General features: G+C 39.2%; 14 protein-coding genes. 10 read left to right on the forward strand and 4 right to left on the reverse strand.

Going from position 1 to position 23,265, the window contains the following annotated elements; genetic code table 11:
* Positions 1 to 28 precede the first annotated feature (28 nt).
* Entirely contained in the window at positions 29 to 1,960 is a 1,932-nt protein-coding gene (nagB, locus tag C7S20_RS07525) for a glucosamine-6-phosphate deaminase (RefSeq protein ID WP_107011910.1), read from the reverse strand.
* Positions 1,961 to 1,985: 25 nt separating this feature from the next.
* Positions 1,986 to 3,254: an ROK family transcriptional regulator gene (locus C7S20_RS07530; RefSeq protein WP_107011911.1), complete on the reverse strand. Its 1,269-nt coding sequence runs from the start codon at positions 3,252 to 3,254 to the stop codon at positions 1,986 to 1,988.
* Between the two features lie 208 nt (positions 3,255 to 3,462).
* Between C7S20_RS07530 and C7S20_RS07535 the strand changes: the two genes are divergently transcribed.
* The 6 genes from C7S20_RS07535 to C7S20_RS07560 all read left to right on the forward strand — a co-directional run bounded on the left by C7S20_RS07535 (position 3,463) and on the right by C7S20_RS07560 (position 15,591).
* A complete protein-coding gene (locus tag C7S20_RS07535) occupies positions 3,463 to 4,590 on the forward strand; it encodes an acyltransferase family protein (protein WP_107011912.1) in 1,128 nt (375 codons plus the stop codon).
* 134 nt (positions 4,591 to 4,724) lie between these two features.
* Positions 4,725 to 7,910 carry a SusC/RagA family TonB-linked outer membrane protein gene (locus C7S20_RS07540; RefSeq protein ID WP_227009121.1) on the forward strand — a complete coding sequence of 1,062 codons (3,186 nt, stop codon included), beginning with the start codon at positions 4,725 to 4,727 and terminating at the stop codon, positions 7,908 to 7,910.
* Positions 7,911 to 7,915: 5 nt separating this feature from the next.
* Positions 7,916 to 9,595, forward strand: a complete 1,680-nt coding sequence (locus C7S20_RS07545) for a RagB/SusD family nutrient uptake outer membrane protein (protein ID WP_107011913.1) — start codon at positions 7,916 to 7,918, stop codon at positions 9,593 to 9,595.
* Between the two features lie 164 nt (positions 9,596 to 9,759).
* Positions 9,760 to 13,104 carry a CRTAC1 family protein gene (locus tag C7S20_RS07550; RefSeq protein ID WP_107011914.1) on the forward strand — a complete coding sequence of 1,115 codons (3,345 nt, stop codon included), beginning with the start codon at positions 9,760 to 9,762 and terminating at the stop codon, positions 13,102 to 13,104.
* A 32-nt stretch (positions 13,105 to 13,136) separates the two neighbouring features.
* Positions 13,137 to 14,021 carry a TIM barrel protein gene (locus C7S20_RS07555; RefSeq protein ID WP_107011915.1) on the forward strand — a complete coding sequence of 295 codons (885 nt, stop codon included), beginning with the start codon at positions 13,137 to 13,139 and terminating at the stop codon, positions 14,019 to 14,021.
* Between the two features lie 46 nt (positions 14,022 to 14,067).
* Positions 14,068 to 15,591 (forward strand): TolB family protein, encoded by a 1,524-nt coding sequence (locus C7S20_RS07560; protein ID WP_107011916.1) that lies wholly within the window; start codon positions 14,068 to 14,070, stop codon positions 15,589 to 15,591.
* Positions 15,592 to 15,695: 104 nt separating this feature from the next.
* Here C7S20_RS07560 and C7S20_RS07565 read toward each other — a convergent pair whose 3' ends face one another.
* Positions 15,696 to 16,097 carry a Dabb family protein gene (locus C7S20_RS07565; RefSeq protein WP_107011917.1) on the reverse strand — a complete coding sequence of 134 codons (402 nt, stop codon included), beginning with the start codon at positions 16,095 to 16,097 and terminating at the stop codon, positions 15,696 to 15,698.
* A 160-nt stretch (positions 16,098 to 16,257) separates the two neighbouring features.
* Between C7S20_RS07565 and C7S20_RS07570 the strand changes: the two genes are divergently transcribed.
* From C7S20_RS07570 to C7S20_RS07580, 3 genes are all read left to right on the forward strand, one after another.
* The gene (locus tag C7S20_RS07570; protein ID WP_107011918.1) at positions 16,258 to 17,208 is read left to right on the forward strand and encodes a polysaccharide deacetylase family protein; all 951 of its coding nucleotides are present in this window, start codon (positions 16,258 to 16,260) and stop codon (positions 17,206 to 17,208) included.
* A gap of 52 nt (positions 17,209 to 17,260) precedes the next feature.
* A complete protein-coding gene (locus C7S20_RS07575) occupies positions 17,261 to 20,212 on the forward strand; it encodes a serine hydrolase domain-containing protein (RefSeq protein ID WP_107011919.1) in 2,952 nt (983 codons plus the stop codon).
* Between the two features lie 99 nt (positions 20,213 to 20,311).
* Positions 20,312 to 20,788, forward strand: a complete 477-nt coding sequence (locus C7S20_RS07580; protein WP_107011920.1) for a hypothetical protein — start codon at positions 20,312 to 20,314, stop codon at positions 20,786 to 20,788.
* 791 nt (positions 20,789 to 21,579) lie between these two features.
* On the opposite strand, the gene C7S20_RS07585 is transcribed toward C7S20_RS07580, so the two are convergent.
* Positions 21,580 to 22,281 (reverse strand): hypothetical protein, encoded by a 702-nt coding sequence (locus C7S20_RS07585; RefSeq protein ID WP_107011921.1) that lies wholly within the window; start codon positions 22,279 to 22,281, stop codon positions 21,580 to 21,582.
* A 380-nt stretch (positions 22,282 to 22,661) separates the two neighbouring features.
* Here C7S20_RS07585 and C7S20_RS07590 point away from each other — a divergent pair, with 380 nt between their 5' ends.
* On the forward strand, positions 22,662 to 23,138 hold the full coding sequence (locus tag C7S20_RS07590) for an ArsI/CadI family heavy metal resistance metalloenzyme (protein WP_107011922.1): 477 nt from the start codon (positions 22,662 to 22,664) through the stop codon (positions 23,136 to 23,138).
* Positions 23,139 to 23,265: the final 127 nt, after the last annotated feature.

Here is a 23,265-nt window from a genome sequence, read left to right on the forward strand (position 1 = left end):
GCTTTTAATTTTTTAAATAACTCCTTGTTTATTTTTCATCCTGGAATTTCCACTTGACGAAGGCTTCCATTGCCTCATAGTTGGCAAGGCCTAATTCGTGATAATTGAAGGCGGTTTCACGGTTCCTTTGTTCGGCCCTAACCCAAAATTCCCTTTCATCGTCGCCGGGGAAAACCGGACGGTCTTTTTGAGATTGATGCTGAAAAATGGCATTTCTCTTTCTATGAACTTCATTAGGAGATAATGGCACTGCCATCTCAATTTCATGAGTCTCAAATTCATCCCAGGCGCCTCGATACATCCAAAGCCAGCAGTCTTTTGTCCATTCTTCGGTTTTTCTTAACTGCGTAAGCGCCTCAAGAATGATCCTGAAACATACAATATGGGTTCCATGAGGATCATCAAAATCTCCGGCTGCGAATACCTGGTGAGGTTTTATTTTTTGAAGAAGAGCCTTTGTTTGCTCCACATCAATATCGGTCACAGGATTTTTAACGGTTTTTCCCGTTTCATAAAAAGGAAGCGCCATAAAATGGATATTGCTGTCTTCCAGTCCGGCATAGCGCGCACCGGCATACGCCTCAGATTTTCTTATAAAGGCCTTTACGTTTCTGATTTCTTCAAGATCTACATCATTAGGTTGCTTGATTTTAAAGAAATCCCGCATTCTGTCATAAACTTTTTCCAGTTCAGCGGTGTCTTTGTTGATGCTTTTATTAAAATCTATCGTAAATTCCACATAACGAAGTACATCGGTATCCCAAACTGCTGTATTTCCCGAAGTTTGGTAAGCCACGTGCACATCATGCCCCTGGTCCACCAACCTGATAAAAGTACCTCCCATCGAGATGACATCATCATCGGGATGCGGGGAGAAGATCAGCGATCGTTTATGAGCAGGTTCGGCTCTTTCGGGTCGCTGAGAATCATCGGCATTTGGTTTCCCACCGGGCCAGCCGGTGATGCTGTGTTGTAGTTGATTGAAGACATCGATATTTATATCGTATGCAGAGCCAACTTCAGTGACCAGCTGCGCCATACCGTGATTGTTATAGTCTTCATCGGTAAGTTTAAGAATGGGTTTTTGGATTTCGGAAGAAAGCCAGATAACAGCTTTTTTGATGAGCGGCTTATCCCAAACACAATCTTTTACAAGCCATGGGGTATTAAATCGAGTTAATTCAGAAGCCGCATCTTCATCAAGAATGAATCGAACGTTATCTGAAAGCTGAAGATAGGTCGCCGGCACATTGCCAGACATCTCACCTTCAACGGCCTTTTTGATAATGGAAGCTTTCTTTTTACTCCAGGCCATGAGTATAATCTCCTTGGCCTTGAAAATGGTGCCTACTCCCATGGTTATCGCCTTGGTTGGCACATTTTCTTTACCTCCAAAATCCCTGGCGGCATCCCTTCTTGTCAGGTCATCAAGTGTAACCAGACGGGTACCTGAATTGGGCGCAGAACCTGGTTCATTAAATCCAATATGCCCGGTTCTACCAATCCCGAGTATCTGCAGGTCGAGACCTCCTAATTCTCCTATTTTATTTTCATAGTCCAGGCAATAATCGGCTATTTCATCTTTTGGAAGAGTGCCATCCGGGATATGAATATTTTCTTTTGGAATGTCTATATGGCTGAACAGATGCTCATCCATAAAAGTAACATAGCTTTGTTTCGCGTCGGGGCGCATGGGGTAATATTCATCAAGATTGAAGGTGATGACATTTTTGAAACTTAAACCATCTTCCTGATGCATTTTAACCAGATTTGCATAAACCTGGATTGGAGTGGCTCCGGTTGCAAGTCCCAAAACGGCCATTTCATTGGCCGCCTGTTTTTTCCGGATGATCTCTGCGATATGCTGCGCTACTTTTTGAGCTGCAACGCTTTCTTCAGAATAAACAGTAACCGGTAATTTTTCAAATCGGGTCTCTTCTAATAAGTTTAATCGCGCCATAATTGTTGAAACAAAGGTTTAATTTTTATTTTCCTATATCATTCTCCAGTTTAAGCTGATTCTTGAACACATTGTTAACGACAGCAGCAGTAGAACCAAGTAAATGAGAGTTTCTACCGAGTTTGGAAAGAACAATTTTTGTTTTTTCCTTAAGCTGAATCATGCAAAAAGTATTCATTGATTGCTGAATGGGAGTAGTTATGAATTTTTTAGCTTCCGCAATTTTTCCTTCCAGGATAACCAGTTCAGGATTGAAGATCTGGATCAAAATGGCAATTCCTTTTCCCAGATTGCTGCCTATTTCAGAAAGGATATTAATAGAAAACTGGTCGCCGCGATTTGCGGCTTCAATAATTATTTCAGGGTTTAGTTCTGAATCATCATTCACCATAGAACTTAGCAATGAAGTTTCACCTGCCGCAAGGCCTTTTTTCGCTTTATTGACAAGGGCGAGTCCGGAAGCAATGGTTTCAAGGCAACCTCTTTTTCCGCAGTGGCATAATTCTCCATCTTCCACCATGGGAATATGTCCGAACTCTCCTGCAAAACCAGAAGTTCCCGTATGCATCTTACCGCCCATCACTATTCCCAGGCCAATTCCCCAGTCCATAGAAATTACCAGTACATCTTCTTTATTTTTAGCTTCTCCAAACCTGAATTCTGCAAGACAGGCACTTTTAGCGTCATTAAGAATATAGACAGGCTTGTCAAACTGTTTTTTCAGGGCAGCCTGCAATGATAAAGACTCCTGTCCTGAGAGGAAATAAGTGAAATTCTTTCCTTCTTTTGAAGAAACAAGGCCGGGCATGCTTATGCCTATTCCCAGTAATTTATTGGTATCAACTTCAGATTCTTCAATTAAAGCAGTCGCATAATTGAAAAGGGTGTCAACAATATTTACCTCAGAAGAGATCTTTGAAGGGATGTCTTCTTCTATGATCGTGGAATTTGTATTATCTACAATAGCAAGTTTGATATTGAAACGGTCAATATGTATGCTGAGAACGAAAAAAGTTCCCGGTTTAATTGCGAAAAGATCTGGCTTTCTTCCACCCACAGATTCACCTCTTCCCTGTTTTACGATGAGTCCCTCCTTGATGAGCTGATTTATGAGTGCCATCGAAGTGGGCAGGCTGAAATTAAACGCGTTACAAATTTCGGCATTGGTGGTAGGTCCCTGCAAATACAGAAATCTTAATATTCTAAGTTTCTGAAAATGTTTCTTCTTTTCGACATGTGATAATCCCTGTAGAAAATCGGTGTTGATAAAAAAGTCTTCTAATAATGTATTCATCTTTATTTATTTCTCTTTCAGGGCAAAAGTAATTACTGAAATCTGTATCACCTTAAAAGTAGAAAACAAAATTAAGGAATTATCTATTTCTGAATAAACTTTATAAAAAAAATTATTAAAGAAAGTGTAGAATAAAAAAAATATTGAAAACGGCAGGATTTTAATTTAATTTTTGTTTATTTGTGAAACAGGTGTTAAAAAAAATCTTATGACCAACGTTAAGGAAAGGTATTTAGCTCTTGATATTTTAAGGGGTTTAACCATTGCTTTAATGATAGTAGTGAACACACCCGGGAGCTGGGAAACCATTTATGGTCCCTTCGAACATTCTGCCTGGCACGGATTCACTATTACCGATCTTGTTTTTCCAACATTCCTCTTCGTAATTGGGAATGCCATGAGCTTTAGCCTTAGAAAATATGAGGCTAAAGGAGAAAGTGCTTTTTTGAAAAAGCTTTTTAAAAGAACGCTTATTATTTTTCTTATAGGCCTTTTCCTTAATGGCTTTCCGTTTATTTATCGGGATGCCCAGGAAGGCTGGCAGTTGATGAATTTTGCCGATATAAGAATAATGGGAGTGCTTCAGCGTATTGCTTTATGCTATATGTTCGCCGGTTTACTCATAAGGTACCTTAAAATAAAACCTGTTTTGATTATTGGTGCTGCTCTTCTTTTGATCTACTGGTGGCTAATGTATTATTTTGGAGATCCGGGTGATCCGTATAGCCTTAAAGGTAATGCTGAATTGAAATTGGATCTGTTCTTTTTTGATCCCGAAAATTTGTATCACGGCTACGGGATACCATTTGATCCCGAAGGCTTATTAAGTACCATTCCTGCCATAGTGAATGTGATAGGAGGTTATGTTGCGGGAATTTTCATTCAAAAATCAGGGAATAATTTTACCACAGTCTGGAAACTTGCGCTTGGCGGAATCGTCCTGTTAGCAGTGGCTCTCATTTGGGATCCTGCATTTCCTATTAATAAACCAATTTGGACAAGCTCTTACGTTTTGTATACCATAGGATGGGATCTTTTAATATTAGGTGCCCTTATTTTTATTACTGAAGTGCTTAATTTCAAAAAAGGTGCATACTTCTTTGAAGTTTTTGGAAGGAATCCGCTGTTTATCTACATCCTCTCCGGAATTATAATTGAAATCATTGGCTTAATCCATATAGGAGGCGAAAGTTTAAAAGTAATTATTTATGAAAATCTTTTTCTTAGCTGGTTGTCGGCTTTGAATGCTTCGCTTCTTTTTGCAATATGTTATATGCTGCTTCTTTGGCTTATAGCGCTTTGGATGGATAAACGATCAATTTACATTAAAGTGTAAATTTTACGTTAAAAAATTTGGGAATATTAAAATGTTAATACTATTGCGATAAATCTTTATTTTATTAATATTGTCTTAATATATTCTACTGTTTTTGTATATTTTTAACACACCAACTAAATTAACTATTAATTATGAACATGAGGATTACTACTACTCCCGTTGATTTTTCTCCGGGCATTCAAAAAAGAACTCTCCTGTGTCTATACATGCTATTTGTATTTGGCATAGTTGTAAACCCACAGCTATTTGCTGCTGAAGGAGAAAGTTCTTCGTACGTGCAACAAACAATTGCCGGAACTGTAACCGATCAAAATGGTGTCCCTTTACCGGGTGTGAACGTTTTTGTTAAAGGAACAAATACGGGAACTCAAACCGATTTTGACGGAAATTATAGCCTGGAAGCCGCTCCGGGCCAGACCGTGGTTTTTAGCTATGTAGGCTATAAAAACCAGGAAATTGTGGTGGGAAATCAGCAGGAGATCGATGTCACTCTTGAAGAAGACACCAGCCAGCTGGATGAAGTGGTTGTAATGGGATATACCGCCCAAACACGTGGTGATGTAACCGGTTCTGTATCATCTGTAGATGTTTCAGAGGCTACAAAAACACCTATCGTGAACGCGGCAGAAGCGCTTCAGGGTAGGGTTACCGGGGTGACGGTTTTAAGTGACGGCCAGCCTGGTTCTTCACCTATCGTAAGGATTCGCGGTTATGGTACCAGTAATAATAACAATCCCCTTTATATTATTGATGGGGTGCAAACTGACGATCCTGCGATTCTAAATAGTTTGAACTCAAACGATATCGAACAGATGAACGTCTTAAAAGATGGTGCGGCAGCTGTGTATGGGGCAAGAGCCTCGAACGGTGTTGTAATTATAACCACAAAAGGTGGAGGATATAGCATGGCTAAGCCATCAATGACTGTAAATTCATATGTTGGTTTTGCCCAGGCGTCAAATCTTCCTGGTATGTTAAATCCGCAGCAACATGGGCAAATGATCTTTGAAAGTCTGCGAAATGATGGTACTGAAGTGAAGCATGCTCAATATGGCAACGGTGCTGAGCCGGTTGTACCAAGTACGATTCTGGGAGCACCTGTTCCGGTTACTGTTCCTGAAGGCGGTACAAACTGGCTGGATGAGATTTTCCGAACCGCGCCTACCTATAATGCCTCCGTTACTCTTCAAAATGGGAATCAATACGGCAAATATTTAATGTCTCTTAACTACCTGAAAAGGCAGGGAGTTCAATTAGAAACAGGATTTGAGAGAGGAACTTCCCGACTGAATTCTGAATTTAAAATAATGGATAAGTTAAGAGTAGGAGAGCATTTGAACGTTTCTTTTAGTAAAACGCGAAATGGTAATCAGGTTAATTATGCCCTGAGAGCTTCACCTCTACTACCTGTAAGGGATGATAACGGTGCTTTTACCGGTACCTATTCTCCTTCGCTAGGTTTGGGTAATGCTAACAACCCGGTTGCCAACCTTTTGAGAGCTAAAAATAATTACAGTAAATCCTTACGTATGTTTGGGGATGTTTATGCTTCTTTGGAAGTTTTGCAGCATTTCAACGTCAAAACATCAATTGGTGCGGATGTGCAGTATTATAACGGAAGATTTTTCACTGCCTTAAATCCCGAACATTCTGAACCTATTTCTACCAATACGCTTACAGAACAGGATGCTCAGAACTATCAGTGGACATGGACCAATACCGTCCAATATGATAATAATTTCGGAGAACACAGTATTGATGCGGTAGCAGGTATAGAGGCTCTTTCTCAAAGAGGAAAGGGAAAAGGAGTTATTAATAGCGGATATCTTTTTGAAGATCCGGACTTTTACTTACTTTCAAATGGAACCGGTTCTCCTATAGTTGATTATGCGTACGATGGTACCTCTACACTTTATTCAATTTTCGGTACAGCCAACTACAATTACGCCGGGAGATATTATTTAACAGCTACCCTTCGTCGGGATAAATCTTCAAGGTTCCGCGGGGATAACCAAAGCGATATTTTTCCTTCACTTAGTGTTGGATGGGTGATCAGCGATGAGAACTTTTTCCCTCAAAGTAATACAATAAGCAGATTAAAACTAAAGGCTTCCTGGGGTGAATTAGGTAATCAAACCTTACCAGTTGGAAACCCGACAATTAATATTTCCAATCTTGATGAACAGTATGCTAACTACGTTTTTATGGGAAGTGGTACTCCCACTACAGGAGCAATTTTGTCGGCAGTTGGGAATCCCGATCTTAAATGGGAAACCAGTGTTACCAAGAACATTGGACTGAATTTAGGAATGTTCGATGATAGACTGGATGCTACATTAGAATTCTATGAGATAACAACCAAAGATCTTATTACTCAGGATAACAGTTTGATCAGTACCACAGCTATTGATGCAAGTGCTCCTTATGTTAATCTTGGTTCTATTAAAAATACCGGGGTAGATTTTAGTCTTGGATACCAAAGCCTTCCTACAAAAGATTTCACTTATGGGTTTAATCTGAATGTTTCCCATTATAAAAATGAGGTAACCGACTTAATCAGTGAGTTTCAACCTGGAGACAGTGGATTTAGAGTAGGATCTATCACGAGAACCTCTGTAGGTCAGCCGCTTTCTTACTTCTATGGAAGAAAAGTAATAGGAATTTTCTCTTCTGAAGCCGAAGTTTCTGGCGCTGCCGACCAGGGCTTCGCATCTCCTGCTGCAGGAGTAGGTCGCTTTCAATATGCCGATATTGACAATAATGGTGTGATAAATGACCTTGACAGAACTAAAATTGGTTCACCTCACCCGGATTTCACTTATGGTTTAAACCTGACAGCCGGTTATAAAGGATTTGACCTTTCTGCATTCTTCTCTGGCTCACAGGGAAATGATATTTACAATTATCAAAAAGTATTTACAGATTTTCCATTGTTCTTTGACGGAAACAGAAGTACCCGTGTGCTGGATTCCTGGACTCCTGAAAATCCCAATGCTTCCTTACCAGCACTTAGTGCTACTATTCGAAACAGCGAGACAGGGCCAAATTCATATTTTGTAGAAGATGGTTCGTTCTTTAGACTGAAGAACCTTCAAATAGGATATAATTTTGCAGATAATATTGTTGAAAAATTAAGGGTACAGGATCTGCGCATATATGTACAGGGAACTAATCTGTTTACCATTACCGGATATGATGGACTTGATCCAGAGATTGCTTCTACCAGTACTTTAACTCTGGGAGTTGATGGAAATGTGGGTTATCAGGTATATCCCGTTTCAAAGATTTATACATTGGGTGTTAATATTAAACTTTAATTATTATGAAGAAGATAATCTATTATATACTTCCTCTTTTTGCGCTCATTGCGTGTAATGAGGATTTCACAAAAACTCCTGCGGTAGGGGCACTGAGTGATCAGGCTCTTCAAAACCCAGATGGAGTAGATCTTTTGCTTACCGGGGCCTATTCTGTTTTGGATGGACGTGCCCTGGGAGATTTTGGTGATGGTGCTTTTGCTGTTAGCCCTGATAACTGGTGGTTTGATGTGCTCTCTGATGATGCCCATAAAGGAAGTACCGATGGTGACCAGCAGGAGCTGTTCCTTCTCGAAACGTATGCCTTCACCCCAGCAAACATTTATATTCTTGGGAAATGGAAAGCTCTTTATGCCGGTGTGAACAGGTCAAATGCTGTTCTTTCTGTTATTGAAGGAATAGAAGGTCAGGATTTTACTGAAAAAAAGGCTGAAGCCAAATTTTTAAGAGGCTTCTTTAACTTCGAACTTCAGAAGATTTATGGCAATCCTGCATTTATATCGGTAGAAAATTATATAAATACTGAATTTAATCAGCCTAATCCAGGGCCGATCTGGGACAAAATAGAAGAAGACCAGAAATTCGCTATGGAAAATCTTCCAGATACTCAAGACGAGCCTGGAAGACCAACATCCTGGACTGCCAAGGCTTTTTTAGGAAAAACATATCTTTTCCAGGGAAAATGGTCTGAGGCCTTTAACCTTTTGAAGGACGTTATTGAAAATGGACCTTATGCTTTGAATGATGAATTCGTAACTAATTTCGTTGCCTCGGGAGAGAACAGTCCTGAATCGGTATTTGCGATCCAATTTGCGGCGGATGATAAATATTCTTATAACGGGAATGTGGGAAGTACTTTGAATTTTCCAAATGCCATGGGCTGGTGTTGTGGTTTTTATATGCCTACCCAGGATCTAGTAGATGCTTATCAGGTAGGTCCTGATGGTTTACCTCTTCCTGACAATTATAGCGATCATCATGTAGCTAATGATTTTGGTCTTTCAAGTGCGGAGTCTTTTACGCCTGAAACAGGTCCACTTGATCCAAGACTTGATTATACCGTTGGTAGAAGGGGAATAGATTATAATGGTTACGGAATTAATCCCGGTGGGGACTGGATACGTAATACTACATCTGACATATCCGGTATTTACCTTCCTAAAAAGAATGTTTACCACAATGGTGAGGATGTTAATATGGGAACTGCCGACTGGGGTCAGCAAAGTCCAGGGATTAACTATAACGTGATGCGTTTCTCCGGAGTTTTACTAATGGCTGCTGAAGCTGCTGCAGAAATGGATGATCTTGATACAGCGCTAAAATATGTCAATATGGTTCGTAATCGTGCTAAAAATATGACATATGTTAAAGCTCCCGATGGATCTCCAGCGGCTAATTATAAAATTGAACCCTATCCTTCTTTCCCTGATAAGGAGTTTGCACTTAAAGCAATTAGATTTGAAAGAAGATTAGAGCTGGCAATGGAAGGCCACAGGTTTTTTGATCTTGCTCGTTGGGATATTGCCAAGCCTGTTATTACGGAATATATCAATAATGAAACTGAGACCATTCCAAATTTTGGCCCTAAAACATCTCCTTTCCAGGAGTATATGACCATAATGCCTATTCCTACAACAGCGATTGACCTTTCGGGAGGCGTGTTAACACAAAACCCTGGGTACTAAAAAGCTTTATCTATTAAAAATAGAGAGAATAGTTTTTTAAATTAGTTTTAGTTATTTAAATATGAGCCTGCCAAAAATCCTTTATAAAAGTATTTACGGCAGGCTCTTTTTTATCTTTGATTACAAATTATCTACCATAATTTTTGAAACGGCAAATGTTGAAAATGAAAAATCTTAACCTGTCCTTGATGTTCCTGGCTTCTATAAGCTTCCTTTTTTCCTGCTCTTCCGGAGTTGATAAGGAAATTAAAAAGGAAAAGAATTTCTCACAGTTACAGGCAGAACAAACCGGAATTGATTTCCGAAATGACTTAAAAGAAAACGATAGTATTAATTATTTCAGTTACTCCTATCTTTATATGGGAGGGGGTGTTGCCGCAGGTGATATCAATAACGACGGCTTAACCGATCTTTTCTTTACCGGCAATATGGTGCCAAACAAATTATACCTGAATAAAGGCGGACTCAAATTCGAAGATGTTACTGAGAAGGCAGGATTAAGTGGAGATGACCGGTGGTATACCGGGGCTACTATGGTAGACGTCAATGATGACGGTTATCTTGATATTTATGTTTCGGTTTCTGGAAAATTTGCTCCTCACGAGAATGAGCTTTACATCAATAACGGGGATGGAACCTTTACCGAAAAAGCTAAAGATTACGGTATTGCAGATGAAGGTAACAGTATTCAATCTACTTTCTTCGATTATGATATGGACGGGGATCTGGATCTTTATGTGGCGAATTATCCGCCCACACGTTTCGATGCCCCAAACCAATATTATAGATTTAAAATGGAAAACGTCAAAGACGTTGAAACCAACAATCTCTATAGAAATAATGGTGGAAGTTTTACCAAAGTAACCAATGAAGCGGGCCTAAGGTCCTTTGGTCTTTCTATCAGCGCGACGATAGGAGATCTTAATGAGGACGGGTGGCCTGATATTTATGTATCCAGTGACTTCAGCACTCCTGATCTAATGTATTTAAATAATGGAGATGGAACTTTTACAGATGTCCTGAAAGATGCTACCAAACAAACCTCATTTTATGGAATGGGTGTAGATATTGCCGATTATAATAATGATGGACTTTTAGATATTCTTGAAATGGATATGGCTGCCAAAAATAATCGCCGGGCCAAGGCAAATATGGCCAGTATGAACCCGAAGCTTTTCTGGGGAACCGTTTACTCCGGGTTTCATTACCAGTATATGTACAACTCCCTTCAAACAAATTCAGGAAATTTAAAAGGAAATGTCCCGACTTTCAGTAATACTTCACGATTGGCGGGTGTTCAGGCAAGCGATTGGAGCTGGGCTCCTTTGTTTGCCGATCTGGACAATGATGGCTGGAAAGATATTTATATTTCCAATGGAACGAGGCGAGAAATCAACAATAAAGATTATTTCCATGAACTTGAAAAAAGACCTAAACAAAATGACAGCCTTTTAGAAAAATCGCTGGGTATGCCTTCTGAAAGGGTAGATAATTTTGTTTTCAGAAATAAAGGCGATATGAGCTTTGAAAGGGCCAATGAGAAATGGGGATTGTCTTTTAAAGGCTTTTCAAATGGAGCTGTTTATGTAGACCTGGATAATGATGGAGATCTTGAAGTTATTACCAATAATATTGATGATAAGGCCTCTGTTTTTAAAAATAACAATATTTCGAAAAATCACTTCCTCAGTGTGAAATTTAAAGGGCCTGATAAAAATAAATTTGGCATCGGGACCAGGGTATATCTGAAACAGGATGAATTTTCCCAAATGCAGGAGCTTAACCTAAGCCGTGGATTCCAATCTTCAGTAGCTCCTGAACTTCATTTCGGCGTAGGGCAGAATGCAAATATCCGGGAAGTAAAGATAGTCTGGCCAGACAGGAGAACTCAGGTGCTTAAAAATGTCGCTGCAGATCAAAAGCTGGTGATCGATTACAAAGACTCTGAAAAAACTCTCATTACACCGCCTGAAGAACCGCAAAAGCTATTTTTAACGGTCGCTCCGGATTCTCTGAATATCGATTATAAACATACCGAAAACTCTTATGACGATTTTGAAAAGGAAATTCTTCTTCCCCATAAAACATCCATGTTTGGTCCCGGAATAGCCGTTGGAGACCTCAATGGAGATGGTCTGGATGATGTGTTCATCGGGGCAGCATCTCAATACCGCCCCGGGATTTATTTCCAAACAAAAACCGGCTTTGAAAAGAAAACTTTTGATGATCTGTACCACGATAATAAATATGAAGACCTGGGTGCGCTGATTTTTGATGCCGATAATGATGGGGATAATGATATTTATGTGGTTAGTGGCGGAAATGAATTTGATAAAGATTCTGAAATGTTACAGGACAGACTTTATATAAATCAAAATGGTGATTTTAAAAGATCCCTTACGGCATTACCCAAAATGATCACTAGTGGCTCAAGGGTTTACGCGAACGATTTCGATAAAGATGGAGATCTCGACCTTTTCGTGGGTGGCAGATTGGTGCCCGGCAACTATCCTTCTCCGGCTAATAGTTATATCCTCGAAAATCGTTCTGAAAAAGGCAGTCCAAAATTTGTAGACATCACTTCAGAAATAGCTCCAGAACTTAAAAATTTGGGAATGGTTACCAGCGCGAGCTGGACCGATTTTGATAAAGATGGCTGGACAGACCTTGTGTTGGCCGGGGAATGGATGCCTATTAAAGTATTTAAAAACGAACAGGGAGATTTTACCGATGTTTCCTCTCAATTAGGACTTGATGATACTACCGGTTGGTGGTTTAGCCTGAAAGAGGGTGATTTTGACAATGATGGGGATATGGATTTTATTGCCGGAAATCTCGGACTTAATTATAAATACCAGGCTCATGATGATGCTACCTTCGATGTGTATTATTACGATTTTGATGGGAACGATACAAAAGATATTGTACTGAGTTACTTTAATGATGGGCAGAAATTCCCGGTACGCGGAAGAGAGTGCTCATCGCAACAAATGCCAGGTATTAAAAAGAAGTTCAAAGATTATAATTCCTACGCAAATGCTAATCTGGCCGATATCTATACTAAAGATTATCTGGAAAATGCACTGCATTACCAGGTAAAATCTTTTGCCAGCGTATTTGTAGAAAATACCAAGGATGGCTTTAAACTGCACAAGCTGCCTAATGAGGCACAGATCTCCAATATTAACCAGATTCTTGTAGATGACTATGATAAAGACGGTAACCTGGATGCTTTGATCGCTGGGAATCTATATGCTTCAGAAGTTGAAACACCACGCAATGATGCCAGTATAGGCCTTCTGCTAAAAGGTGACGGAAAAGGCCATTTTGAGCCTGTACCAGCCAGGGAAAGCGGATTTTTTGTTCCGGGAGATGTTAAAGATATGGCCCGACTTAAAACTCCTAATGGTGAATTTATTGTAGTTGCTAAAAACAGCGATTATCTCCAGTTGGTAAAACTGAAATCGGCTAAACCTCTTGATCTGGCCGCTTCAGAAAGAGTTAAATAAGCAGCGAAAACAACTAACTAAAAGATCAAATTATGATAACAAGAAGGAATTTTTTAAAACGCTCTGCCATGGCAGTAGCAGCCACATCGGTTTTACCCAGCCTGCTTTACAGTTGTGATAAAAATTATCCACTGGGCCTCCAGTTGTATTCATTAAGAGAAACCATTGGTGATGATGTGGCAGGAACCCTTTCAAAAGTTGCAAAAGTGGGTTTCAAAGAGGTAGAAACTTATGGCTATTCTATAGAAAACCAATTTTGGGGTGTAAGCGCCAATGAATTTAAGAATATGCTTGACAGGAATGGCCTCAATTCACCAAGCGGTCATTATGGACTTGATCCTTATTTAAAACAAGCCGGTACCCGCGATGATTTTGCTTATACTATTGAGGTAGCCAAAAAACTGGGTCAGGAATATGTGATCATTCCGCATATTTCAGAAAGCCTCAGGACCAGTATTGATGATTATAAAAGACTGGCAGGAAAAATGAACCAGGCCGGGGAAATGTGCAAAAATGCCGGTTTAAAACTGGCCTATCATAACCATGCTTTTGAATTCGAAGATTACAACGGTCAAACGGGTTTTGATGTTTTCTTGAAAAACACCGATAAAGACCTGGTGTATTTTGAAATGGATATTTACTGGGTAGTTCGCGGCGGAAAAGATCCTGTTGCCATGATACAACAACACCCGGGAAGATTCCCGTTATGGCATGTGAAAGATATGAGCAAAACCAATCATGAACTAAATACCGAGATTGGAAATGGAACCATAGACTTTGAAAAGATCTTTGAAATTGCGAAAGAGGCAGGCGCCAAACATTTCATCCTGGAACAGGAAAATTTCGAGATGGATCCTTATAAAAGCCTTGCTAAGAGCTATAATTATATAAAAGAAGAACTTCTGGAAAACATATAAACTCCCCGAAGTATATTACCTGTTTTAATATCAAACCTGTCATTTTATGCGTCATTTCATTAGCTTTTTAATTTTCATTGCAGCCGGGTTGGGCTTTTCCCAAAGTTCCGTGGGGATTTTTAATAATAACCGCGATATAGGCGAACCAAAAAATAAAGGGATCGCCAGTTACAATGAGGGCTCTCAAACGTACGATCTCAGCGGCAGCGGATATAATGTCTGGTTTGACAGGGATGAATTTAATTACCTTTTTAATGAAATTGAAGGAGATTTCATCATCACAGCAAATTTGAAGTTCACAGGAGAAGGAGAAAACCCACATCGTAAAGTTGGTTTGATGATCAGGCAGTCTTCAGCAAAAGATGCGGCACATGTGACTGCTGCCCTTCACGGCAATGGGTTAACCTCTCTGCAATGGAGGGAAAAAAAGGCAGATTCCATGAAGAATCCGCAGACTGAGATCACTGCTCCTAAAACCAATTATGAAATTCTTCAATTAGAGCGAAAAGGAGATCTTGTGATCATGCGAGCGGCGCATCCCGGAGAAGAACTACAAAAAATAGGAAGTCATAAAATTGACTGGAACGGGAAGGTACTTGCGGGACTTTTTATTACATCTCATGACGAGAATGCAACTGCAAAAGCTGAAGCCTGGAATGTGCGCATAGACAAACCTGTACCCGAAACTTATGATCCTAATGAACAGGGTTGGATAGGCTGCAGACTGGAGATTATGGATATCGATACTCAAAAGAGAAAAGTGATCTACAAAAAGAATGGCCGTTTTGAAGCTCCTAACTGGATGCCCGAAGGAAAGAAACTGCTTTTTAATATGGATGGCTCCCTTTATAACATCCCTGTACAGGGTGGCGAAATTACCAAATTCGATACCGGTTTTGCTGATAATCTCAACAATGATCATGGAATTTCTTTAGATGGAAAGATGCTCGCTTTTAGCCATCATCGGGAAAATAAGCCGGGCTGGGGATCTACAGTTTACGTGATGCCTATGGCCGGTGGAACGCCCAAACTTATTACTGAAGAAACCCCTTCTTACTGGCATGGATGGGCGCCGGGTAATGATACGGTCGCTTATGTAGCCACCCGTGAAGACAACCCAACATTCGATATCTATAAGAAATCGGTGAATGGCGGAAAAGAAATAGCTTTAACCAATACACAGGAGGGAGAACATGTAGACGGTTCGGAATATTCGCCTGACGGAAAATATATTTATTATAATGGCAGTTCTTCCGGCACCATGCAGCTCTGGCGCATGAAACCCGATGGCTCTCAAAAGGAACAATTGACATTCGATGCCAATAATGACTGGTTTCCACATATTTCACCTGATGGAAAATGGATTGTATATATCTCTTTTCCTCCTGAAATTCCAGTAAATGACCATCCATCGTATAAAAGAGTCACTTTGAAACTGATGCCGGCGGAAGGCGGAGTCCCAAAAGTCATTGCCTATTTATATGGCGGCCAGGGGACAATTAATGTCCCTTCCTGGTCACCAGATAGCAAACATTTTGCTTTTGTAAGCAATTCAGGAGAAAGAGAATAGATAAATTTTTATGTTTTAAACCTGCTTTTTTTGAGGGAAATAGAAATAGTGCAGAATATTTCTGATATTGAAATTTCTAAGAAAAATTTCAAAGTAGAAAGATTTTAATCAATTCCTACCGAATCATAAACCTGTACCTTTTTCCATAAATGTTCAGATTCCTTAATAAAAAGTAAATGTGCGTCTTCATGCTGATAAAGGTCCTGAACCTCTCTGGAAGGAAAACTTAAAATTAACGAATAAGTAAATGAATTGTCAACCACTTCCCGGGGAGTGTTTGCAGGGACTCCAATGAATTTTGTCTGCGCATATTTGCTGTTTTTCATAAACTTTTTCAGGGAAGTTTCGAAGGCTTTGCGGTCTTCCGTTTTCTCAGGATTCTTTAACCAGAAATAAACCACATGGGTGAAATTCTTATCCATTTTTACTTTTTTATTGGTTTGGCTTAGCATTAAGGAAGTAGAAGACAGAAAGATTATTAACAGCAGCTTCAGGGACCTTTTCATACTTTGATTTTAGATAAGTCCAAGTTACAATAAAATTTCATTTTAGCTAAAAGCAGGCATCCTTCTGCTTAATTGACTTTTCATGAAACATAATGAAAAGGATACAAGCTTCATTAACCAATTATTTTCTTTATCTTGAATTAATTATAAAAACTTTTTCATGAAGATAAATACTTTTAAAATATTATTAGCTTGTGTGCTTTTGATATATCTCCCGCTAAAGGCGCAGAATAGCTCTAAAAACATTGCAGAGCGCCTGGGATATCCGGCTGATGCCAAATTGCTTATTATTCATGCTGATGATGCCGGAATAAGTCATTCTCAAAATGTGGCTACAATAAATGCTATGGAAAATGGGGTCGTAAATTCGGCTAGTATTATGGTGCCATGCCCGTGGTATCCTGAAATTGCAGATTATGCCAGTAAGCATTCTAAAAATGCCGATTTTGGACTTCATTTAACGGTTACCAGTGAATGGAAAAATTATAAATGGGGGCCGACAGATTCTAAAGATCAGGTTCCAAGTATTGTAAATGAAAATGGATATTTTTATCCTTCAGAAGATAGCATCCGGTTAAAAGCGCAGGCAAAAGATGTAGAAAAGGAGATAACCGCTCAAATTGAAAAAGCTAAGGATTATGGCATAGATTTCACTCATTTTGATGCCCATATGGGAGCCATAAGAACCACTCCCGAGCTCATGGAAGTATATATTAAAAAAGGAAGGGAGTACAGAGTTCCGGTTTTGCTGAGCCACGAAATGTCTTCGCTTGAAGGCGTTCGGGAAAGAATGGAGCTTACGCCTCAGGATATCATAGTAGATCATTATTTCCAGGCAGATCCTGAGATCTTTGCAAAAGGAATGGACCAGTATTACGAAGGAATTTTGAAGAATTTAAAACCCGGACTTTCAACGATCATCATTCATTTAGCTTATGATAATGAGGAAATGAAGGCGGTCACTATTGAACATCCAGATTGGGGAAACGTCTGGCGACAGGATGATTACAATTTTTTCACCAGTGAAAAAGCAAAAAAACTAATAAAAGATAACGGGATTATTCTTGTTACCTGGAGAGAACTTCGGGACAAGATAGTTAGGGCTGAATAAGTCACTTTCTGTACATTTAAATCGAATAAATAAATTACGCTATACCAGTTTTATGAAATTTAAAAATTCCCTGTTTTTTTTCCTCGTATTCGCATTTTTTCAGAATGTGATCGCACAGGAAAATCAGCAAAAAATTACCCCTGCATTTCTTCAATATGAAAATAGTAAATGGGTAGATTCTGTGATGAAAAGCATGAGCCCCCGCGATCGTATTGCACAGCTTTTTATGGTCCCGGCATACTCTAATAAAGATGAAGAACATATCCAGGAACTTTTAAATCTTATTGAAAACCAAAAAATTGGGGGCGTTGTTTTCATGCAGGGCAATCCGAAAGAACAGGTGAAAATTATGAACCGCCTGCAGGCTGCTTCTGAAGTTCCCTTAATAGGAGCGATTGATGCCGAATGGGGCCTGGGAATGCGCCTCGAGAATACGATAAATTTTCCGTATCAAATGGCTTTGGGAGCCATTCAGGGTGAAGATCTTATTTACGATATGGGAAAGGAAATTGCAAAAGAGATCAAACGCACTGGCCTTCATATCAATTTTGCTCCGGTGGTGGATGTGAATAACAATCCCGAAAATCCGGTGATCAATTACCGGTCTTTTGGAGAGGATAAACAAAATGTGGTTAAAAAAGCCCTGGCTTACATGAACGGAATGCAGGATGAGCACCTGCTAACAACCGCGAAGCATTTTCCGGGACACGGAGATACGGATACAGATTCACATTTGGCACTTCCGAAGATAAATCATACGGTCAAAAGGCTGGACAGCCTGGAAATTTTTCCTTTTAGAAAACTTATAAATGCAGGTGTTGGCGGTATCATGGTCGCACATCTTGATATTCCGGCTCTGGACAGCACAGAGACCCCTTCAACGCTTTCAAAACCTATTATCACCGGTTTATTGAAAGAAAAATTAGGTTTTCAGGGCCTTATTGTGACCGATGCCATGAATATGAAGGGAGTGACTGAAGGTCATGAACCAGGCGTGGTCGATAAACAGGCGGTTCTTGCGGGAAATGATCTTATTGAATTTACTGAAGATGTCCCCAAGGCCATTGCTGAAATTCAAAAAGCTATAAAACAGGGACTTATTACCCAGGAAGAAATTGATGAAAAATCCCGGAAGATCCTTGCAGTTAAACAATGGGTTGGACTGGATGATTATCATAGAATTTCACCAAAACATATCGAACAAGAGCTTAATACTCCTGAAGCTAAACTTTTAAAAAGAAAACTGGCAGAAGCTTCACTCACAGTTCTCAAAAACACAGGGGACCTTATGCCTTTGATGAGACTGGACACATTAAAGATCGCTTCGGTTTCTATAGGTTCGGGGGAAAAAACCGAATTTCAGAACAGCCTGGATCTCTATACAAAAATCAAAGATTTTCAGTTATCCCGTGAAGCTGGCACTGCAGAAATCGATAGTCTGCGGAAAGCCTTAAAAGATTATAATCTGGTAATAGTCGGTCTGCATGATTTCAGTATAAGGCCCAATAATGTTCTGAAGCTTTCCGATGAAGTAAAAAGCTTTATTTCTGAAATTGCCCGGAATCGTCAATCTGTTTTTAGCGTTTTCAAAAATCCTTACGTCCTGAATAAAATAGATAATATTGAAGATGCCGGTATTCTTATTGAAACTTACCAGGATTCCCCGCTAACCGAAGAACTGGCAGCGCAGCTAATTTTTGGGGGGATCGGTGCAAATGGAAAACTACCGGTAAGTATAGGCACTAAATTTAAAGCGGGTTACGGTCTGGAGGTTGAAGGTGGTATCAGGTTTGAATATACCCTTCCGGAGGAAGCTGGGATGGACTCCGATATTTTAAATACCCGTATCGATTCTCTGATGCAGGTAGCTATGGATGCCAAAGCTATTCCCGGCGGACAGGTACTCGTGGCCAGGAAGGGAAAAGTGGTATTTTATAAAGCTTATGGGCTTCATACTTATGACGATACCATTGAGGTGCATAAAAACGATCTTTATGATCTTGCATCCATAACTAAAATTTCATCTACACTTCCCTTGCTTATGCAGCTGTATGATGAGGGAAAATTTGATCTTTCTGCAGGAATTGATGATTATCTCCCGTATTTTAAGAATTCGAATAAAGAGGGAATCCCTTTTCGGCAAATTCTTGCTCATCAGGGGCGTTTGAAACCCTGGATCCCGTACTGGAAAAATACACTGCGCAAAAACGGAAGTTATAAATGGTTTACTTTTAAAAAGGATTCTTCGGCACGTTTTCCTATTAAGATCAGTGATGATCTTTGGCTTCACAGGCATTATAAAAAGAAAATCTATAAAGCGATAAAAAACTCTCCATTAGAGAAAGAGGCGAAATACAAATATTCCGGACTTGCTTTCTATCTGACACCCGAGATTGTGGAAAGACTTACCGGTACTGATTTTAGAAAAGCTTTAAACAATCGAATTTTTGACAGATTAGGGGCGACGACCTTAACCTATAAGCCTCTGGAACAGTTTCCTTTAAGAAGGATTGTGCCTACTGAGCATGACTACTTTTTCAGGCATGAACCAATTCACGGCGTGGTACATGATGAAGGAGCCATTATGATGGGAGGAGTATCGGGCAATGCAGGATTATTTGCTGATGCGAATGATCTGGCCAAACTGATGCAGATGTATTTGAATATGGGAAAATATGGAGGGCACCGGTATATAAAAGAATCTACCTTAAAAGAGTTTTCTAAAACCCAGTTTCCCGAAAACGACAATCACCGCGCCCTTGGCTTTGACAAACCTTATTTGGAGTACAGGGGTGAAGATAGCAATACAGCCAAAGATGCCAGCAAAGACAGTTTTGGTCATACCGGCTTTACCGGAACTATGGCCTGGGTAGACCCTGAGGAAGATCTTGTTTATATTTTTCTTTCCAACCGGGTGATTCCTACAAGAGAGAATACGCGTCTTTATGAGCTCAATATCCGGACTAAAATCCAGCAGGTTCTATATGATGCGATAAAGGAATAAAGAAGTGTTCACCTCATAATTTTGGGGGATGGTAAGAGCGGTAATGCCTATTTTTTCTCAATACCGTGAAATTCATTAACTTAAAGAAATTCTTTAGTTATGGATTCGAAATTTTGGAGATCGGCGATTGTCGCCGGCCTGATCGCCGGTTTTTTAATGCTTGCACTGGAATATATACTGGTTCCCATCTTTCTTGAGAAACCGGTGTGGGTACCACTTAGAATGATGGCTTCCATCGTATTGGGGAAATCTGTGGTGCCTCCGCCTGCCACTTTTGATTTTAACATTATCCTCAGTGGAATTATTATTCATATTATACTTTCTTTAATTTACAGTTTATTTATAGCATATATTACGCGGAAGCTATCTCTTGTCTCCGCCATGTTAGTGGGAGGATTCCTGGGTCTGGCACTGTATTTTATCAATTTTTATGGTTTCTCGAATATTTTTATTTGGTTTGAAAAAGCTCGAAACTGGGTACAGATCCTCATTCACATAGTTTTTGGAATGGCCGCAGCTATGTCTTTTATTTCTTTAAATACAAAAAGAGTTAGGGATAATTTGAACCGGGTGTGAATTGCGCGATACTGGCAGAAAAACAAGCTATTTTTTAAAAAAGGAGATGGGTAGGGCCACCTCCCGTTCTTCTAAAAAGTTGGGCTTTGGGTTAAACCAAAAATTACCTCTTCAATGTAAATTTAATTTAAAATAGTTAGCTATTTAATAGGGGATTCCCCTTAATTATCTTCTTGTTTTTCAATGATATATAATGAAAAACGGTAAGATTAATATTAATTGTTATAATAAGGAAAGAGTTTAAGACCTAAATTTGATGTTCCATTATTGTAAGTTAACATAGGCATCTATAAGGATGATGTGTGGCTGTTTGAATTCTGATGTTATGGTTAATTTTCTCTTTTTTTCTTCTGTGATTCTCGCAATCTTTGCTCTTTTCACTTCTGTTTACCTGGTAAGTGTTCATTTGAAGCTGGATAAACGAGTAAAATCCTCTTTAAGACCTATTCTTAAGAACATTTGGTCTTATTTCTTCTAAATTTTTTCATTTTTTCGGTAGAGTAGCATTCGATACAAGAATTTCCTCCAAACTATTTTTTAATTAAAACGGTCCACTGATGTTGCGCAAAAAAAAGGAGAAAAACGGGAAGTTTTTCTCCTTTACCTGCCAGTTTGGCCATCTGGCAAGTACTTAAGTTAAAAATCAAGATTCCTTACAGCGCCCTACACCGGTAAGGAATATTTTAAAAGTATTGTTTATTTTAACAAGTGTTTAGCTCTATTGAAATAAATGTTGCTGATTTTCTTCAAAAAATCTAAGATTGATATTCCGTATTTTATTTCAAATAATTTTATTTCCAGGCTTTTCTTTGGGAAGTTGCTGCTATAGTGGAATACTGGTGTTTAAAATAGCTGGCCAGTGCCAGAATATAAAAGAGGCGGTCAAAAATATAAAAATATGAAAAGTCAAGATGGTAAGCCACAAAAGCGGCCAGGTCGGCAATGATAAAACCAAGGCCGGGGAAAAAGCCGAATACGGCATAAGGCTGTTCCGTACTTTCCAGGTATAGAACAGCAAGCAGGAACATGATACTGGCAGCTGTACCCTGAAAATAAAATAGGCTTATGATCAAAGTATTATCGGTTTCCTGTGCAAATGTCCCTCCCAGGGTTGAAAGCAAGAAATATAAAAATCCCATTACCAGGATTAGGTAAACCCAGGAAATGGCAGGTATGGTTTCTCGTGCAATATATTTTCTAATTTGGAACGCGATTAGGAGATAGCTTGTTCCGCGGGCGATATAATGGGCGATTTTAAAAAAACCGTTTTCATAATTTATCAAAAGCAGATCACTGGTAAGCATTAAGGCTAGAACTAGGATAGTGATAATCTTCTTGTTTTTTACAGTCACTAAATAAGCGATTAAAACAATGGCTGAAACCGCGGCTCTTAAAATCCTGAAACTTAAAACTGAAAATTCGTAGAGGCTTATACAGTTTAACGTGAAAAGCACGATAATAAAAACGAGCGTTAATTTGTCTGGTAATTTCATTGCATGTTTGAGAAAAGCTCTATAAGTTATAATAAATACTCATAATTTAATTAGTTGAAGAAAAATCTGTCCCAACTAAATTTGATCATTCTGTTTCAGTCTTTTTTGGATAGTTTTTCAGAAAAGTTTTAGCAGAAAAATTAAAGGCTATCACAGGCAGCCTCTTATACACGATAAAAATCTTATAATTTCTAAAAGGGAATCAATAGTATTTTCAATCCGTTTACAAAAAAACGAATCTATTCCGAATTTTATAGATTGTTTAACTCAATAAATTAAATTGGTGGCTCATAAATTCTAAAATTAAAATTTTTTGCATCTTTTTTAAACCTGATATGTCCTGATAGTGAAAAGAATAATTAATCTTAAAACTATCAATTATGAAAACCTTTCATGTACATATCAAAGTAAAAGACCTTGAGGAGAATATCGCGTTTTATTCTGCTCTTTTTGGAACTGAACCATCCGTTGTAAAATCAGATTATGCAAAATGGATGTTGAATGATCCGAAGGTGAATTTTGCCATTTCCCAGAATGAAAATGATAACGGAATTGAGCATTTGGGAATCCAGACCGGAAGCCGCGAAGAATTGCAGGAAGTCTATGGCAACCTTGAGAAGGCCAAAGGCGTTATCTTCGAAGAAGGCGAATGTTCCTGCTGCTATGCGAAAAGTGAGAAATCATGGATCAAAGATCCGCAGGGAGTGGAGTGGGAAGCTTTTTACACCTTTGGAGAAACTACTGTTTATGGAGAAGGAAGAAATGCGAAGCAAGTGGAAGAAGAAAGTGAGGAACCAAAACGGGAAGCCTCAGTAAAAGCCGAAACTACCTGTGATGGATCCTGCGCGGTAGGTTAGATTTGAGAACGAATACTAAAAAGCCATCCCGGTATTTCCGGGATGGTTTTTTGTATTGAAATTTCACTTCAAGCTGAACTTGTTTCAGCTTCTTACCCTTAAATAGAATTCAGGAAAGACTGGAAAC

It is taken from the genome of Christiangramia fulva, from assembly GCF_003024155.1.
Classification (GTDB): Bacteria; Bacteroidota; Bacteroidia; order Flavobacteriales; family Flavobacteriaceae; genus Christiangramia; species Christiangramia fulva.

Bases quoted from the DNA above. Each gene is read 5' to 3' on its own strand.
- nagB (WP_107011910.1), bottom strand. From the start codon at position 1,960: ATGGCGCGATTAAACTTATTAGAAGAGACCCGATTTGAAAAATTACCG.
- C7S20_RS07530 (WP_107011911.1), bottom strand. From the start codon at position 3,254: ATGAATACATTATTAGAAGACTTTTTTATCAACACCGATTTTCTACAG.
- C7S20_RS07535 (WP_107011912.1), top strand. From the start codon at position 3,463: ATGACCAACGTTAAGGAAAGGTATTTAGCTCTTGATATTTTAAGGGGT.
- C7S20_RS07540 (WP_227009121.1), top strand. From the start codon at position 4,725: ATGAACATGAGGATTACTACTACTCCCGTTGATTTTTCTCCGGGCATT.
- C7S20_RS07545 (WP_107011913.1), top strand. From the start codon at position 7,916: ATGAAGAAGATAATCTATTATATACTTCCTCTTTTTGCGCTCATTGCG.
- C7S20_RS07550 (WP_107011914.1), top strand. From the start codon at position 9,760: ATGAAAAATCTTAACCTGTCCTTGATGTTCCTGGCTTCTATAAGCTTC.
- C7S20_RS07555 (WP_107011915.1), top strand. From the start codon at position 13,137: ATGATAACAAGAAGGAATTTTTTAAAACGCTCTGCCATGGCAGTAGCA.
- C7S20_RS07560 (WP_107011916.1), top strand. From the start codon at position 14,068: ATGCGTCATTTCATTAGCTTTTTAATTTTCATTGCAGCCGGGTTGGGC.
- C7S20_RS07565 (WP_107011917.1), bottom strand. From the start codon at position 16,097: ATGAAAAGGTCCCTGAAGCTGCTGTTAATAATCTTTCTGTCTTCTACT.
- C7S20_RS07570 (WP_107011918.1), top strand. From the start codon at position 16,258: ATGAAGATAAATACTTTTAAAATATTATTAGCTTGTGTGCTTTTGATA.
- C7S20_RS07575 (WP_107011919.1), top strand. From the start codon at position 17,261: ATGAAATTTAAAAATTCCCTGTTTTTTTTCCTCGTATTCGCATTTTTT.
- C7S20_RS07580 (WP_107011920.1), top strand. From the start codon at position 20,312: ATGGATTCGAAATTTTGGAGATCGGCGATTGTCGCCGGCCTGATCGCC.
- C7S20_RS07585 (WP_107011921.1), bottom strand. From the start codon at position 22,281: ATGAAATTACCAGACAAATTAACGCTCGTTTTTATTATCGTGCTTTTC.
- C7S20_RS07590 (WP_107011922.1), top strand. From the start codon at position 22,662: ATGAAAACCTTTCATGTACATATCAAAGTAAAAGACCTTGAGGAGAAT.